The sequence below is a fragment of the Salinivibrio sp. IB872 genome (genome assembly GCF_001995345.1).
In the GTDB taxonomy this organism is placed as follows: domain Bacteria; phylum Pseudomonadota; class Gammaproteobacteria; order Enterobacterales; family Vibrionaceae; genus Salinivibrio; species Salinivibrio proteolyticus.
Map to the genome: position 1 here is coordinate 1 of NZ_MUFO01000021.1, position 15972 is coordinate 15972.

Sequence of the window (15972 nt, forward strand, 5' to 3'; positions counted from 1 at the left end):
GAATAAACTCGAAGTCGATGGCACGGTCGATTTTACGAACAAGATGGTCTTTGGGAACAAGTTGTTCCATCGTCACCATTTCTCGAAGTCGATGGCACGGTCGATTTTACGAACAAGATGGTCTTTGGGAACAAGTTGTTCCATCGTCACCATTTCAAGTTCATATTGGTGTGGAGAAGGTTCTTGAAGCATACCGGAGCATCCCTATTGCGACACTCCTATTAGATCAAAGGTCTAGCTCGAAAGCTAGACCTTTGTCAGCAGTCTGAAGCCTGCTCATGGAGCAGGCTTTTTTGTCACTGACGACTGACCGCACAGGTCAAATCACTATCTGTACAATCGTAGGCTCAGTAGCGTGGTCGCTAAGGCATGATCACGGTATCAATCACATGTATCACGCCGTTTGACGTCATAATATCGGCTTTGGTCACGGTCGCGTTATCGACTTTAACTTTGCCATAAGAGGTCTTAATCATAATGTCACTGCCTTGTGCCGTCGTGGCGGACGACATACCCATCACTTGTTCTGCGGTTACCTTACCCGGTACGACATGATAGGTGAGGATATCGACCAGCTTATCCTTGTTTTCGGGCTTGAGCAGCATGTCCACCGTTCCCTCTGGCAGCTTAGCGAATGCCGCATTCGTGGGCGCAAAGACCGTAAATGGCCCTTCTCCTTTGAGGGTATCTACTAACCCTGCAGCTTTGACGGCGGCGACAAGGGTAGAAAAGTCATCATTTTTTGCAGCTGTGTCCACAATATCGTGGCCGCCTTTGTGGTGCGCAGCCATCGCGCTTCCCATTCCTAAAATCAGGGCGGCAGTCACCGCAAATTTCGTGAAGGTACGTTTTAGCATGTTGCTCTCCTTTTCATCGATTGGTCATTCCTCACCAAACCATCATCAGCAATGACAGTGAGTGACTGCTCAGGAATGTCGTGGCTCTTGGCAAAACGGGTGAAAGGAGAAAGAAGATCACTTTTGGAGGTAAGGATAGGCACATATCTGTGATCTTCTACGCTTGATTGATCGCGAAATCACGTGCAATTTTTCGAACAAGTCATTCGCATAACCGTGATTGTGAGCACACTTTTATCGGCGTACATTCTCTCTCGTCCCGCGACGAAAGGTCGCAAAGAAAATCTTCAAATAGAGACATTGTGGTGACAATTAGTCACCGAGATTGGCATTTAATAACAATCAATCGACAACGAGAGAGGAAGCAACCATGAAAAAATTAGCAGCTATTTTTGCACTGACACTCGCATCAACCTCAGTAATGGCGAGCGGTCTTAACCTTGACGTACAACCTGCAGAAGGCGGTGCTTGGGTATCAGTGACTGAACAAGGTCAAGCCGTTAAAGGCGCGAAAGTGACCAGCTCAAAAAGCATGGACACCAAAGTGACTGACGAATCAGGTCGTGTATTCATTTACAGCCAAGACCAAAACAGTGGTTCAGTGACTTATGTTGCAAATACCGACCAAGGTCAACAAGCAGAAAAAGCCGCTTTTGTTGCCGGTGACCGCAGCTAATTTGCCCCACTAGGCAAAAACATCGTTGGAAAGCAAAAAAGAGAGCATTGGCTCTCTTTTTTTATGATTAGGCGTTGTCAGGCATGAGCCACGCTTGGAGTGCATGCAGTGAGTCCACTTGGTGGGTAGGCGTCACGCCTTCTGGTAGGGGCTTTTTGTCGCGATTCAACCAGCATGTGTCTATGCCTGCGCGCATGCCACCGAGGACATCGGCCATTGGATTATCGCCGACCATGAGGATTTGAGACTTAGGTGGATGGCCCATTTTTGCAAATGCATGCTCGAAGATGCGAGGGTCAGGTTTGGCAAAACCGACTTGCTCGGATACCACGAGAGTAGAAATGGCTGGCTTGAACCCTGTTTTTTCCAAGCGCACATCCTGTAACGCGGTAAAGCCATTGGTGATAATACCAATGTGTGCGTGTGGACGAATCGCGTTTAGCAGTGCTTCTGCGCCTGGGAGTGGCTCACAGATCTCGGCCATCGCATCCAAAAAATGCTGGTTTAGCGTTGTCGGAGCCACCTTGAGCCGCTTTCCCCAGTGGGTAAAGCGTTTGGTTTGCAGCGTGTGTGCGTCTATTTCGCCATTTTGGTATTGCACCCACAAAGGTTTGTTTAGTTCTGAATATTCGGCAAAGGCGTGCTGGTCGAAATCGACATCATAGTGTGAAAACATGCGTTGCAGTCCTGCAAACGCATCAAAGTGAAACAGTGTTTCATCTGCATCAAAAAGAACCCAAGGATACCGCATGATGACTACATCTCTTTACGTTAAGTAAATGAAGTGTAACAGATGAAGTCCTTTCTCTTCGAGACTTTTTTGTGCACTCACCATCCTTGGTGAGAAACACTGAACCGTCAGAGTGATGGCAAAACCATCTAGCCTGATTGAGGTTACAAAGTCAGATACAGCCCTGCCAATGTTGCGCTCATCAGATTCGCTAAGGTGGCGGCAAGAATGGCACGCATTCCTAATTTGGCGATATCACCTCGGCGCTCTGGAACAATACCGCCCAGTCCGCCCATCAACATCGCGATCGAAGTGAGGTTGGCAAAGCCGCACAGTGCAAAGGTAACAATGGCTTGGCTGTGGGGAGAAAGTGCACCTTTTAGGTTCATAAAATCAGCAAACGCCACAAATTCATTCACCGCAATTTTCTTACCAATCAAGGTACCCGCAGTCATCGCTTCGCCCCAAGGAATGCCGATGAGCCAAGCGATTGGTGCAAACACATAGCCGAATATCCATTCCAGACTTAACTGAGGCATATTGATCATCGGACCAAGTTTGCCCAACCCGCCGTTAATCAGCGCAATCATGCTGATCACGGCCAGCAAGCTAGCCCCGACTGCCATCGCAATTTGTAATCCACTTAGAGCACCTTGTGTGCCTGCATCGATCAAGTTGACAGGCTTATCGTGGTTATCTTGCTCGGCTTGCGCTTGGGTATGGCTGATAGGCGCTTCGGTCTGCGGGACCATAATTTTTGCCATCATTAGACCGGCTGGTGCAGACATGAAGGCGGCAGCGATCAGGTATTTCATTTCAACACCGAGGCCTGCGTATCCAACCATGGTGCCTCCAGCCACGGAGGCTAATCCGCCGACCATGACTGCAAATAATTCTGAGCGCGTCATTGAGGCGAGAAAAGGGCGCACGACAAGAGGGGCTTCTACTGATCCGACAAAGATATTGGCTGTGGCTGACATCGATTCAGTGCGCGAGGTGCCGAGTACGCGTCTTAGTACGCCACCGATCAGGCGAATAATCCAAGCCATGATCCCTAAATGATAAAGCACCGCGATCAGAGCGGAGAAAAAGACGATAGTTGGTAAAACGTTGAAAGCAAAGATAAAGCCAAGTTTAAATTTCGCGAGATCACCAAACAGAAACTCAGCACCAATATCGCCAAAGCTAATAATTGCGGACACGGCTTCTGATGCGTTAGCCAGAATGCGCTGACCAAGCGGGACGGAGATAATAAACCCGGCAAAGGCGATTTGAATAATGAAAGCGCCACCGACGGTACGCCAGTTGATCGCACGACGATTTTCTGAAAATCCAATCGCGATTAGAAAGAGGACGCTAATCCCCAAAAGGCCGATGCCAAATTGCATGATGCTTGCTCCGCAAACGTTAAACTGGGATGGAAAACGATTGCGGCGGTATTGTACTTATTTTTCTCAGTGTGACAAGTGTCACGAATAAATCATATTGTTGCATTATTTTGCATTTTTGTGGCCTGGAGGTTATGTGCTCGTAGGCGAGTCGTGCGAGCTCAGAGCGGCTTCACGATAGGTACTTGAACAGACGCATGCTATTCACGATGTCTTTGTGATCCATCAAAAGTTTTGCTGGTGAACATAGGTATTTTTTGTGAGCACTATCAATGAATTCTTTTTATGATACGGCGTATTTCCGCTAAACCTGAAAGAGGAAAGTGTATGACACAATCCTTTATAGCTCTGAAATAAAGAGTTCAAATGAGTTCTAGGCCGCATGTAGCCTGGGGTTTTAGTGGATATATTGATTAATAGCTGGTTATAAAATCGACATTTGGTTAGTGCCCTAATTAAATCGTTACGCATTTATGTTAGGGTAATGAACTGTGTGGATGTTGCGGTTCTTGCTGCTGGTCAACTTTTTTATCCGCGTTTTGCGATGAAAAGGCCAATTGAGCGCACAGGCCACCGACACTCACAGGCTTCCGAACAAACGGACTAAGGAGTTAACTCGTGAGCGATAAAAGCCATGAAGATATGATGAAACCGGACGGGAAAGTTAACCCGATCGATACTGACTACCAGGTCGGTCAGGATAATGTGGCCGTTAAACTTGGCCCGTTTGGTTTTGATATTCACAACCGAGTATTTATGGTCTCGGGGCTGGCCATTATGGCCTYTGTATTTGTCACTTTGGCATTTCAAAACCAAATCGGCCCTGTTTTTGGTGATCTTCGGGGTTGGTTGACCTCGAATCTAGACTGGTTCTTCCTTTCTGCAGGTAATATTTTTGTTATCGCCTGTCTAGTGCTGATAGCGTCACCTTTGGGGCGCGTTCGTCTCGGCGGGACAGAAGCTAAGCCGGATTATAGCTATGCGGGCTGGTTTGCGATGTTGTTTGCCGCCGGTATGGGTATTGGTTTGATGTTTTACGGTGTTTCAGAGCCGTTAACACACTTTCAAACCTCATTGGGCGGTACCGCTGTTGATGCAAACGGTATTCGTACCGACTGGGCACCGTTAGGCGCTGCAGCCGGAGATGCTGAAGCAGCTCGACGCCTAGGCATGTCTGCAACGATTTTCCACTGGGGTCTTCACCCTTGGGCTATCTACGCTGTCTTGGCGCTAGGTCTGGCCTTGTTTGCCTATAACAAAGGCTTGCCTTTGACCATGCGTTCAGTCTTTTACCCGCTCTTTGGCGAGCGTGTATGGGGCTGGACCGGCCACGTGATCGATATTCTTGCGATCATCGCGACTCTCTTTGGTCTTGCGACCTCACTGGGCCTTGGTGCCTCACAGGCGTCTGCTGGTCTTCACTATCTGTTTGATACGCCACTGGGTAACACCACAGAGGTGCTGCTTGTCATGGGTATCACCGGTATGGCCATCCTGTCTGTGGTTGCTGGGGTAGATAAAGGGGTGAAACGCCTCTCCGAAGTGAACATGTTGCTCGCACTGCTACTGCTTATCTTTGTGATTGCAGTGGGTCCAACGCTAGCCATTTTGACCGGTTTCTTTGGTAACCTCGCCGCGTACCTTGAAAACTTGCCTGCGCTGTCTATGCCGTTTGCACGTGAWGATGCCAACTTTACGCAAGGCTGGACCTCGTTCTACTGGGCATGGTGGATTTCATGGTCCCCATTTGTAGGTATGTTTATTGCGCGTGTTTCTCGTGGCCGCACAGTGCGTGAGTTCATCACCTGCGTATTGCTGATCCCATCTGCTGCTTGTGTGTTGTGGATGACCGCATTCGGTGGCACCGCGATTGGTCAATTTGTGAACGAAGGTTACACCGCAGTTGTAGACGCTGAACTGTCACTAAAACTGTTTGCAATGTTGGATGATTTGCCGTTGGCATCGATTACTTCATTCATCGGTATCATTCTGGTTATCGTGTTCTTTGTGACCTCGTCTGACTCAGGCTCACTGGTTATCGATACCATCTCTGCAGGCGGTAAAGTGAACGTGCCAGTGCCACAACGTGTTTTCTGGGCGTCTTTCGAGGGCCTAGTTGCGGTGGCGCTTATCCTTGGTGGTGGCTTGGTTGCCCTACAAGCGATGGCGGTTTCAACCGGCTTCCCGTTCACGATTGTACTACTGGTAGCGACTGCTTCCTTGTTCAAAGGGTTAGCATCAGAGCCGCGCGCTAAGTAACTGTACGTGCTAAGTAACTAACAGTTAGCTATGATGAAAAAGGCAGGCCTTCGGGACTGCCTTTTTTATTACCAACAACCTTGATATGTGATGGGTGAGACTAAGCTTTTAGGTTTCATCTATTGTGAATATTCAATCGCATACCCTTGCACTTTCTCGCAACGCTAGGTGAGCATCATGGAAGCTGAACAAGTTGAAATTGCGACATTTATTTCCCAATACGCCCCTTTTGAATCGATTCCCGAAGAGGTGGTTGCTGAGGTCGCGCAAAGCATCGAAATTAGTTATCACCGAGCGGGCACGACGATTTTTGCCTACGGCGATGAGATTCATGATTTAGCCATGATCCGTAGCGGTGCTGTCGAGCTGTATCGTCGTAATGGCACCTTGTACAACCGTATCGCCGAGGGGGATATCTTCGGTCAGATGGGGCTTTTGATGAACAACCGGGTGCGTATGCCCGCCAAGGCGATCGAAGACACCTTGGTGTACTTCATCCCTGAGGCGACATTTAACCGCTTGTTTGATGAATTTGAACACTTTGCCGATTTTGTCGAGGTCGAAGACCGGACGCGATTACGTCAGGCGGTATCGAGCCATAATGAAGCCAATGATCTGACGACGTCCAAGGTTAAGAAGCTGATTATTCGCGACCCCGTGATGATCGATAGTACCGACTCGGTACAACATGCAGCCCAAGTCATGTCGCAAGAAGAGGCCTCGTCAATTTTGGTGATGGGCGATGAGCCCGATCCCGAAACCGGCTTCAATCCCGTGCTGGGGATCATTACTGATCGTGACTTACGTAATCGCGTGTTAGCAGAAGGCTTGCCTTATGAAACACCGGTACAAGAAATCATGTCGCCCCAGCTGATCACCCTCGATCATAATGCTTACATCTTTGAAGCCATGCTCACCATGCTGCGCTCAAACCTCCACCACGTACCGGTACTGCAACATGGCAAACCACTGGGTGTGGTCGCGCTATCAGATATTGCACGTTACGAATCGCAAAACAGCTTGTTCCTCGTCGCCAGTATTTTCCGTCAACAATCGGTGGACGATTTAGTGGTGTTGGCGAAACAAGTCAAAGATTGCTTTGTACGCATGGTCAATGAGGACGCGAACTCACACATGATAGGGTCTGCGATGTCTGTGATTGGCCGCAGTTTTAAGCAGCGCCTGTTGGAGTTGGCAGAAGAAGAACTGGGTGAGCCGCCTATCCCGTATTGCTTTTTGGCGATGGGATCGATGGCACGCGATGAGCAGCTGATTGTGACCGATCAAGACAATGCCATTATCTTGGACGATAGCTTCAACCACGACGAGCATAACGCGTATTTTGAGGCACTATCGAAGCGCGTGTCTGATGGGCTCGATGCCTGCGGGTATACCTATTGTACTGGTAATATCATGGCGACTAACCCTGAGTGGCGGAAAACACTGAAAGAGTGGGAACAATGCTTCGCCGATTGGATTGATAATCCGAGCCCACGCTCTTTACTCGACAGCAACATCTTCTTTGATTTAGATGGTGTCTATGGTCGAACCAACTGGGCTGAACAACTCAAAGCCTTCATTGGTCGCCGTGCACGTCGCAATAATCGCTTTTTAGCATCAATGGCGCGCAATGCCTTAAATCGCACACCGCCCTTGGGCTTTTTTAAAGATTTCGTGATGGAGCAAGATGGGCGACACAATAACTCTATTAACCTCAAACGCCGCGGCACAGCGCCATTAGCCGATCTTATCCGTGTACACGCATTAGCTATCGATTCGCGCTCACAAAACTCGTTTGAGCGCTTAGACGACATTATTGAATCTGGGATCTTGCCCAAAGGCCGAGGGCCAGACCTTCGAGATGCGATGGAGTTTATTTCCATGGTGCGTATTCGTCACCAAGCGCTGGATATCGAAGCGGGACGTGAGCCAGATAACAATGTGGAACCGGAGAATTTATCCGATTTTGAGCGCCGTAACCTCAAAGATGCATTCCAGATTTTAAGTAACGCTCAGAAGTTCTTGAAATTCCGCTATCAGCCGAATCGGTCATAAGGGGAGGGCATGTTGCATTTGGATCTGAAAAAGAAAGCCCCGGCGCAACACGTAGACTGGCAAGCCATGCTGGATACCAAACGTGAGCAGGTGAAACATGAAACGCTACAAGCGTTTTATCAACAAGGCTGGGTAGCACCAGACACGCCTCTTAAGGATGTGCCCTTTGTCGCACTCGACTTTGAAACTACGGGGCTAGACAGTGAAAAGGATGCCATTGTCAGTATTGGTTTGGTGCCTTTTAGCCTTAGTCGCATTCGCTGCCAACAGGCGCAGCACTGGATTGTGAATCCCAATCGTCCGCTGGCAGAGTCTTCGATTGTTATTCATGGGATCACCCATTCAGACATTATGAATGCACCAGACTTTTCTCATGTAATTGAACCACTGCTAAGTGCGCTCGCCGGTGCGATCGTTGTGGTGCATTACCGCCGTATTGAGCGAGAGTTCCTTGACCGTGCCATTAAGCAGCGTTTAGGGGAAGGGATTATTTTTCCGATGGTCGACACCATGGAGCTTGAGGCGCGGAAACACCGTACTGGGAAGCGCAGCTTGATGGACCGTATTATGCGTCGTCCCCTGGCGTCGATTCGGTTAGCCGATAGCCGTACTCGGTATCAGTTGCCTTTTTATCAAAGTCATCACGCCTTGACCGATGCCATCGCCACGGCAGAGTTGTTGCAAGCACAAGTGGCCCACGACTTTTCCCCTGACACACCGATTAGCGACGTATGGAGCTAAGGTCTAGACGGCTATCGCTTTGTTATTGAGCCGTAGACGCGGATGGTTCGTAAACCTGTTTATAGGTGATAGCACGTCGCGTGCTGGTTTTCAGTGCAATAATAATGTGCTACAACACCGGCGACTGATAATCAGAGGAAAGCACATGACATTTATCCATGCAGTAGAAGGGCTCGTGTTTGGCCTTGGGGTGTTGTTGTTGTCATCAGGCATTGGCTTTGCATACTGGGGACTCACGTTAAAGCCTGAAGAGGCGGAAGACATGACGGCACGTAAAATTGAGTTGGGCTTTTATGCTGGTGCGTGCATTGTGTTTGCGCTGTTAATTGCCTATTGGCTCACTTGGTGATGATACGCGCTTACTTTAACGATAAAAAAACCACCGCTTGAGCGGTGGTTTTTGTAGGTTGATACCGACAGATTGGTGTCGTTACCACACGTCTTTATCGATTTGCTTGTCCAGTTTCGGGAACTTAGTACGATCAAACGTTGGCTTCTTACCCGCTCGGCGTTGGTCTTCATAATCTTTCATCAACGCAAACGCAATGCCAGATAGTAGCGCAATCGCCACTAAGTTGATCACCGCCATCATACCCATCGATAAGTCAGCAAAACTCCAGATCAACGGCAAGTCAGTAATTGACCCCACCAATACCATAGAGAGAACCGCGATACGGTACAAAGTGATGGCTTTACGACACTTGAAGATATACTCGATGTTAGATTCACCATACGAGTAGTTCGCAATGATAGACGTAAAAGCGAACAACAAAATTGCAATGGCAATAAAGCCTGCACCCCAGTCACCCACTTGGCTCACCAACGCTTCTTGAGTCAGTGCAATGCCGGTAAGACCACTCTCTGGGTCGAGCATGCCAGACATCAAGATAATCGAGGCGGTTGCAGTACAGATCACAATGGTGTCGACAAACACACCCAGCATTTGTACATAGCCTTGTGCAGCAGGGTGGTTAGGCTTGGTGGTGGCTGTTGCTGCGGCATTGGGTGCGGAACCCATACCGGCTTCGTTCGAGAACAGGCCGCGTTTGATACCTTGCATCATTGCTTGGGCAATGGCATAACCCATCGCACCGCCGGCAGCTTGTTCAACGCCAAGCGCACTCTTAACAATCATCGAGATAACGGCAGGAAGCTGCTCGATATTCATCGCAACGACAAACAGTGCCACGGCAAGATACGCAAGTGCCATGAACGGAACGATAAGCTCCGCTACACGCGCCACTGAGCGCATACCACCAAAAATGACCGGTGCGGTGACCAGTGTAATTGCGATCCCGACTGCGAGTTCATTGACTCCAAATGCCGTATTCATTGCAGCGGCAATTGAGTTGGATTGTACCCCGTTAAAGGCCAGGCCGAATGCAATAATCAGACACACGGCGAAGGCGATACCGAGCCAACGCTGACCAAGACCTTTTTCAATGTAATACGCCGGACCACCACGATAGCTGTTGTCTTTGTGGTTGACTTTATAAGCTTGCGCGAGGGTGGACTCGACAAAGCTGGTGGCCATACCGACCAATGCGGTTAACCACATCCAGAAGATAGCGCCAGGGCCACCTAAGTAAATCGCCACAGCGACACCGGCCATGTTTCCGGTACCCACGCGTGCTGCCAAGCTGGTGCTAAATGCTTGGAAAGAGGAAATGCCGCCTGAGGCGCCATCGCGGCTATTGGCCATGAGTTTGAACATGTGACCAAAGTTACGGAATTGAATAAAGCCGGAACGTACAGTGAAGTACAGACCTAGACCAATCAATAAGTAAATCAGTACGCTTCCCCAAAGGAGGCTGTTACCTGTATCGATTATGGACACAAATAGGTTTTCTAGTAGTTCCATCATAAAACTCTGTTTTTCGTCTGTTGGGAGACGCCTTGAGCTTGAAAAGTCGAGTGTTTGCAAAGGTGACGACAAGCGTCAAGGCCGACAACCACTGTCCATGTGACTTAACTGCAGTCCATGCAGGCGAACAGCTGGTCCCCATCTTGAGGGGCGGTTAGGTTGGTGGCCTAACGTGGAACCAGCGTGGTGTGCAACAGCATTTTGAATCCATGCTCGACTGTTGCCAGAGTGCTCTCACGTTAGTTATGCACCTTGATTGAATGAGTAGGTACACAACGCGAAGCGCACCGGATAATACCGATATTTGTGAGACAAAACACTATGAGAAGGGCAGTTTGATTAAAAATCAACCTGCTCGGTATGTTGATTTTGGTGATATTGACTGTAAATAAAATGTAATGCTTTTCATGCTAATTACTTGAACTTACGCGATTTAGTCAAATACAATATTGCATAAATTTTCGTTAAAAGCGACTAAAGGCGGACTATGTCAGCGCGCGTAAAATTGTGATCAAAAACACGTGGGTTTGATGAAAATGTCGTCACATGAAAGAAGCGAGCACGCTATGTCTGCCTATTTTTGTGTCGATCTGCTGCCTTTTTTATTGAGCAAGTCTGTTTTGACCATATCAATGGCTGACAGCGCAACGTCGATGTCAATTTGATGACTTTCGAGCAAATAAATCAGGTCGACGGCGAGCTTAACGTCATCGGGAGCGTTCTCAAGGCCGTTCGGGATGTTGGATGCTTCTTTGTTCATGAGGGCTCCTTATTGCTTTTCGGTCACGTGTAACGCGGCACGGATCAATTGTTCATGAAGTGGGACGAGGGTGTCGTGATTATCGTGATAACCGCCACCAATGACTGCCGCGACAGGAATTTGGTTGTGCTTGCAGCACGAGAGTACGCCCAGATCGCGCTGATAGATGCCGTTTGTTGACACATCGAGATAGCCGAGCGCATCGTCCCGATGAATGTCGACCCCGGCGTCATAAATGACCATGTCAGGACGATACTGCGCGATGGCGAGTTCGAGCAAGGGCAAAAACGCGCTGAGGTAATCATCATCACCGGTGCCTTTAGGTAACGGTAAATCGATTGTCGACGGCGGCTTACGCGAGGGGAAATTCTTCTCACAATGAACTGAAAACGTGATGATATCCGGGTGATCTTTCGCTAACGCGGCCGTTCCATCGCCATGGTGTACGTCACAATCAACAATTAACACTTTGTCTATGCCACGGTGAGACAATGCGTGGCGTGCCGCAATCATTAGGTCATTAAATAAGCAGAAACCACTGCCAAAATCGTAGTGAGCGTGATGGTAGCCACCGGTTAGATGAATGGCAAGCCCGGTCTCAAGCGCGTGGTCAACGGTCAACGTAGTGCCGCCTAACGAGGTGAGACTACGTGTGATTAAGGCCTTACTCCATGGAAAGCCTATTCGACGCATTTTGGCCAGCGGTAGCTCGCCTTTGATTAAGTGACTGATATAGCCGTGGTCATGCACGGGTTCGATCACCCGACGGTCTGCCGCTGTCGGTTGGTCGAACGTGACTGGCAAGTTGCATGCGCTGAGACGCTCGTATAGAAGGCGGTACTTCTGAAGGGGATACCTATGACCTTCAGGGAGCGGGAAGTCAGAATAAATAGGATGGTAAATCAGAGGTAACACCCTAAGCTCCTTTGTGCTGATTTGCGCGTATTGGCTAATGCCGTAACAGATTTACTATGATGTCGGATTTACCCCGTGCGCTCCTAGGTCTTGCGCTCACGATAACTGATGGTACTTTCAATACGCTCGCGAGCTTGGCGGCATCGGGCTAAGCGTTGCTCTAGGGCTAAAACTTGCTTCTGGTAGTCTTGGCGGACTGCCGGAGTGCTTGCTGCATCGACGCTGGCATTCGCATCTCTGAGCTTGTCTTCCAAGCGTCGTTCCCAATCTTGGTGTTTCGCGAGCTCTTGGTAAAGTTCACCTATGGATTGGCGGCGACGTCCACGAGTCGCATGTTCTTGTTTACGTAATGGTAGCGTCGCCAGCTCACGTTGCAGCGCACTGATTTGTGCCAATAAGGTTTCACAAATATGTGTCGCTCTTGCTTCGGTCAATAGACCTTGCTCGTCGTCGCGTCGCATCACATTAAGCAGCCCTTGCGCTTCGTTTACACAAGGGGTAAGCAGCTTGCCTTTGCACTGAAAAAGCTGAATAGAGAACAAAGGCGCGTTTGCTTCTCCGCGACGTCTATCGACCTCAGCGGCACGCTTGGCCAGTTGGTCGAGTAACTGATGCATTGTTTCGAGCTGGGCTTTCATGATGATTAAATTACCTTAAAACCATGCGTCTAATGCAAGCTTACCCGCGAGCACGACCACGGCCGTGACAAAAATCGGACGGATAAATCGACTACCAAAGCGAATGGCAGAATGGGCCCCAATAAAAGCGCCTAACATTAAGCAGACACCCATGGTTAGCCCGAGTGCCCAGTTAACATGCCCCAGCAGTGCAAAGGCAACCAAGGAGGTGAAGTTACTGGTAAAATTCATCGCCTTGGCAAGTCCTGATGACAGCAAAATGTTCATGCGATACATCGACATGGTCGAGACTGTCCAAAACGCGCCCGTTCCAGGCCCTGCCACCCCATCGTAAAAGCCCAGTGAGAGGCCTTGCCCCCATTGCTTAATGGGGAGCTTCGGGCAGGGCGTGGGCAATTTATGGTTATCGACCTTGGGCTGAGGGTGCCATACCGTATAAACCGCAGCGATCAGCACCACCAAAGGAATCGCCTTTTCAAGCCACTCGGTGCTCAATACGTCGACCAACAAAGTGCCTAAGGTGGCACCAATTAATGTTGCCCAAAAGGCATGTTGCCAAAACCGAGGCGAAAAAAGCCGCTTTTTATAATAGGTAAAGGCCGCGGTGCTTGATGCAAAAGTGGCGGCAAGTTTATTGGTCCCTAAGGCAATATGTGGCGGCAAACCTAAGGATAGCAAGGCGGGGACAGTGAGCATTCCACCACCGCCAGCTACCGCATCAATAAAGCCGGCGACAAACGCCGTAAGCCCTAAAATAATCAGGGTAGAGAGGTCAATCAGTTCAAGCATGCGAATTCTTTCTAGTTATTGTTCGACGACGCGCTTAAAGGGTGGCAACGAGTCGAGTAATGATTGGCCATATCTGCGGGTGATAATACGCCGGTCAAGAAGTACTACTCTACCAGAGTCTTCCTCTTTGCGCAGTAGACGCCCGACTGATTGCACTAGCTTTTTACTTGCCTCGGGAACCGAAATTTGCAAAAACGGATTGCCACCACATTTTTCAATGTATTCGGCGTGAGCCTCTTCCACCGGTGAGGTGGGCACAGCAAAGGGAATTTTGGTAATAATCAAGTTTGTCAGTAGTTTGCCGGGTAAATCTAGCCCTTCAGAAAAACTGCCGGTCCCAAAAATAATACTGGTTTTCCCGGCGGCAACCGCCTCTTTGTGTTGATCTAACAGTGCACTACGTGACAGGGTGCCTTGGCAGAGTAGTTGCCATTGATGACGGCGACAGTGCGGCTCCAAGGTTTTAGCCACTTGATGCATTTGCCAATAGGAGGCGAATAGCACCAGTGATGCGGTTTCGCCTTCCAAATACTCAAGCACTTTGTCGCTAAGCACATCGGTGAACTGTTTTGCTTGTGGCTCACAGGGCATCGCAGGCACTATCAGCCTTGCTTGATTGGCATAGTCAAAGGGGGAGGGTAACGCCAAATAGCGCGTGCCATCGCTTTCGCTTAGACCGACTTGGCGACAAAAATAGCTAAACCGATTGAGTGCGCGCAATGTGGCAGAAAACAGCCCGACACCGGCTGCCCGTGACCACAGCATTTGATCAAGACGCCAGCCGACTTCTAACGGCGAGACGTGGACCCAGCGGTCATCTTCGCGCTCTTGGCAACGCTGTACCCAGCGCGCGAGAGGTGCACCTTTGTTTGCGTTGGGTTGTGCCATCAGTGACCAGACTTTTTCTAGGTTCTCAAGCCGTTGTAAGAAAAAGGCACTTTCCGCAAGCGCAGGGTCGGCGAGCTTGGCCGATATGTCATTTTCTTTCAGTCGCTCGTTGATCAAATCGTGAATTTTCGCCAAGCTTTGGTTGGCTTTTTTACTCGCCTGCTTCAATTGCTGGCAGGGTTCTACCAAGGCGTCAGGCAGTTCGCCATCAACAAAACGGTAGCAGCCATCCCCATTGAGGGGTAACCCACTAATAATTTGGTTGGTGTCGCGTAAAGTGGGGATCAGCACTTGGATCGCGTCTAATAAGCTATCCACGAAGCGGTTTGCGCGCTTCATATCCGCGGTATTACCGAGCTTAACCGTGGCTTGGTTGAGCTTTTCCAGCCATCCAGTCGCCCCGAGTAAACTGGCATTGGCGGCAGAAAAGTCGCGCGCGACCGTCGGCAAATGGTGGGCTTCATCAATCATATAAAGACATTGCTCTGGCTCGGGCAAGATCACCCCGCCACCTAGCTCGAGATCAGCCAATAATAGACTGTGATTGACGACCACGACATCCGCTTTGTCCATCGCCTCGCGCGCTTTAGCGAAGGGGCACTGACGATGAGCGTGCAACCCAGCGTGGCAAGTATGTTTGTCTGATGCAATGGCTTGCCAGAGATGATCGGCAATCGGCTTGGGCCAGCTATCACGGTCGCCATCCCACTTTCCGCGGCTAAATGCCGAGTACATATCATTGAGTAGCCGTTGCTCGTTTTGCTTGGGCTTTTGGGTGAACAGCGCGCCTTGGATGCTGTCTGTATCCGCCACCGCACTCAATTTGTGTGCACAGCAATATCGTTGACGCCCTTTTGCCAGAATAAAATCAAACGGTTTTGGGCAGATGCGACGAAAAAATGGAATGTCTTTATTGGCTAACTGCTCTTGCAAAGCCACTGTCGCGGTCGAAATCACCACTTTTTTATTGTTGTTTAGCGCAAAGGGGATGGCCCCCATAAGATAGGCCATCGATTTGCCCACACCCGTACCCGCCTCCGCCACAAATAGCCGGCGCTTGTTGTCGTAATCGCCTGCTAGCGTTTTTGCAAGCTCTGCCACGAGATAGTTTTGTACCTTTCTAGGGACAAAATGGGGAAGTTGCGCTTGTAGGGTTTGATAGCAGGCGCGGATGTCTGATTTTACGGCAGGGCTGAGCATCAATATGTCCGGCTTAAGGGAGAATGGCGCGCAGTATAGCACGACTCAAAAACGTGAAAACGATCCCGAACTGCAAGATTTCTTTACATTAATGAGATCCCAATCACGAATTTATATTGAACCAATTTGCACTATCTTGCTGATCTGTCTTGTGATTAGAAATACACCTGATTTAAGTGATTGATTGGTTATATATTCTGAATTTCACGGTT

Annotated in this window: 14 protein-coding genes; 5 read left to right on the plus strand and 9 right to left on the minus strand. The window is 49.4% G+C overall.

The annotated features are described in order from the left end of the window. Positions 1 to 362: 362 nt before the first annotated feature. A complete protein-coding gene (locus BZJ18_RS10185; RefSeq protein WP_077456464.1) occupies positions 363 to 857 on the minus strand; it encodes a fasciclin domain-containing protein in 495 nt (164 codons plus the stop codon). 370 nt (positions 858 to 1227) lie between these two features. On the opposite strand from BZJ18_RS10185, the gene BZJ18_RS10190 reads away from it, so the two are divergent. After that, positions 1228 to 1533: a hypothetical protein gene (locus BZJ18_RS10190; RefSeq protein ID WP_077456466.1), complete on the plus strand. Its 306-nt coding sequence runs from the start codon at positions 1228 to 1230 to the stop codon at positions 1531 to 1533. A 67-nt stretch (positions 1534 to 1600) separates the two neighbouring features. Here BZJ18_RS10190 and yjjG read toward each other — a convergent pair whose 3' ends face one another. Continuing rightward, positions 1601 to 2284 (minus strand): pyrimidine 5'-nucleotidase, encoded by a 684-nt coding sequence (gene yjjG, locus BZJ18_RS10195; protein ID WP_077456468.1) that lies wholly within the window; start codon positions 2282 to 2284, stop codon positions 1601 to 1603. A gap of 143 nt (positions 2285 to 2427) precedes the next feature. Further along, complete coding sequence (locus BZJ18_RS10200; protein ID WP_077456470.1) at positions 2428 to 3651, minus strand: NupC/NupG family nucleoside CNT transporter; 1224 nt, start codon at positions 3649 to 3651, stop codon at positions 2428 to 2430. 642 nt (positions 3652 to 4293) lie between these two features. On the opposite strand from BZJ18_RS10200, the gene BZJ18_RS10205 reads away from it, so the two are divergent. The 4 genes from BZJ18_RS10205 (at position 4294) to BZJ18_RS10220 (ending at position 9055) form a co-directional block, all read left to right on the plus strand. Then, positions 4294 to 5910 (plus strand): BCCT family transporter, encoded by a 1617-nt coding sequence (locus tag BZJ18_RS10205; protein WP_443216505.1) that lies wholly within the window; start codon positions 4294 to 4296, stop codon positions 5908 to 5910. 177 nt (positions 5911 to 6087) lie between these two features. After that, entirely contained in the window at positions 6088 to 7965 is a 1878-nt protein-coding gene (locus BZJ18_RS10210; RefSeq protein WP_077456474.1) for a DUF294 nucleotidyltransferase-like domain-containing protein, read from the plus strand. A 9-nt stretch (positions 7966 to 7974) separates the two neighbouring features. After that, positions 7975 to 8706 (plus strand): 3'-5' exonuclease, encoded by a 732-nt coding sequence (locus BZJ18_RS10215; RefSeq protein WP_077456476.1) that lies wholly within the window; start codon positions 7975 to 7977, stop codon positions 8704 to 8706. 145 nt (positions 8707 to 8851) lie between these two features. Next, a complete protein-coding gene (locus tag BZJ18_RS10220; RefSeq protein WP_069591341.1) occupies positions 8852 to 9055 on the plus strand; it encodes a hypothetical protein in 204 nt (67 codons plus the stop codon). A gap of 81 nt (positions 9056 to 9136) precedes the next feature. On the opposite strand, the gene BZJ18_RS10225 is transcribed toward BZJ18_RS10220, so the two are convergent. The 6 genes from BZJ18_RS10225 to dinG form a co-directional block, all read right to left on the minus strand. After that, complete coding sequence (locus tag BZJ18_RS10225; protein WP_077456478.1) at positions 9137 to 10567, minus strand: alanine/glycine:cation symporter family protein; 1431 nt, start codon at positions 10565 to 10567, stop codon at positions 9137 to 9139. 577 nt (positions 10568 to 11144) lie between these two features. Further along, a complete protein-coding gene (locus BZJ18_RS10230) occupies positions 11145 to 11330 on the minus strand; it encodes a DUF2496 domain-containing protein (RefSeq protein WP_077456480.1) in 186 nt (61 codons plus the stop codon). 9 nt (positions 11331 to 11339) lie between these two features. Then, positions 11340 to 12245: a histone deacetylase family protein gene (locus BZJ18_RS10235; RefSeq protein ID WP_077456482.1), complete on the minus strand. Its 906-nt coding sequence runs from the start codon at positions 12243 to 12245 to the stop codon at positions 11340 to 11342. Between the two features lie 83 nt (positions 12246 to 12328). Continuing rightward, positions 12329 to 12883, minus strand: coding sequence for a primosomal replication protein (locus BZJ18_RS10240; protein WP_077456484.1), 555 nt, complete (start codon positions 12881 to 12883; stop codon positions 12329 to 12331). Between the two features lie 15 nt (positions 12884 to 12898). Next, positions 12899 to 13672, minus strand: a complete 774-nt coding sequence (locus BZJ18_RS10245; protein ID WP_077456486.1) for a sulfite exporter TauE/SafE family protein — start codon at positions 13670 to 13672, stop codon at positions 12899 to 12901. A 15-nt stretch (positions 13673 to 13687) separates the two neighbouring features. Continuing rightward, on the minus strand, positions 13688 to 15760 hold the full coding sequence (gene dinG, locus BZJ18_RS10250; protein WP_077456488.1) for an ATP-dependent DNA helicase DinG: 2073 nt from the start codon (positions 15758 to 15760) through the stop codon (positions 13688 to 13690). Positions 15761 to 15972 lie beyond the last annotated feature (212 nt).

Bases quoted from the DNA above. Each gene is read 5' to 3' on its own strand.
- yjjG (WP_077456468.1), bottom strand. From the start codon at position 2,284: ATGCGGTATCCTTGGGTTCTTTTTGATGCAGATGAAACACTGTTTCAC.
- BZJ18_RS10240 (WP_077456484.1), bottom strand. From the start codon at position 12,883: ATGAAAGCCCAGCTCGAAACAATGCATCAGTTACTCGACCAACTGGCC.
- BZJ18_RS10245 (WP_077456486.1), bottom strand. From the start codon at position 13,672: ATGCTTGAACTGATTGACCTCTCTACCCTGATTATTTTAGGGCTTACG.
- dinG (WP_077456488.1), bottom strand. From the start codon at position 15,760: ATGCTCAGCCCTGCCGTAAAATCAGACATCCGCGCCTGCTATCAAACC.
- BZJ18_RS10190 (WP_077456466.1), top strand. From the start codon at position 1,228: ATGAAAAAATTAGCAGCTATTTTTGCACTGACACTCGCATCAACCTCA.
- BZJ18_RS10185 (WP_077456464.1), bottom strand. From the start codon at position 857: ATGCTAAAACGTACCTTCACGAAATTTGCGGTGACTGCCGCCCTGATT.
- BZJ18_RS10225 (WP_077456478.1), bottom strand. From the start codon at position 10,567: ATGGAACTACTAGAAAACCTATTTGTGTCCATAATCGATACAGGTAAC.
- BZJ18_RS10200 (WP_077456470.1), bottom strand. From the start codon at position 3,651: ATGCAATTTGGCATCGGCCTTTTGGGGATTAGCGTCCTCTTTCTAATC.
- BZJ18_RS10220 (WP_069591341.1), top strand. From the start codon at position 8,852: ATGACATTTATCCATGCAGTAGAAGGGCTCGTGTTTGGCCTTGGGGTG.
- BZJ18_RS10230 (WP_077456480.1), bottom strand. From the start codon at position 11,330: ATGAACAAAGAAGCATCCAACATCCCGAACGGCCTTGAGAACGCTCCC.
- BZJ18_RS10215 (WP_077456476.1), top strand. From the start codon at position 7,975: ATGTTGCATTTGGATCTGAAAAAGAAAGCCCCGGCGCAACACGTAGAC.
- BZJ18_RS10210 (WP_077456474.1), top strand. From the start codon at position 6,088: ATGGAAGCTGAACAAGTTGAAATTGCGACATTTATTTCCCAATACGCC.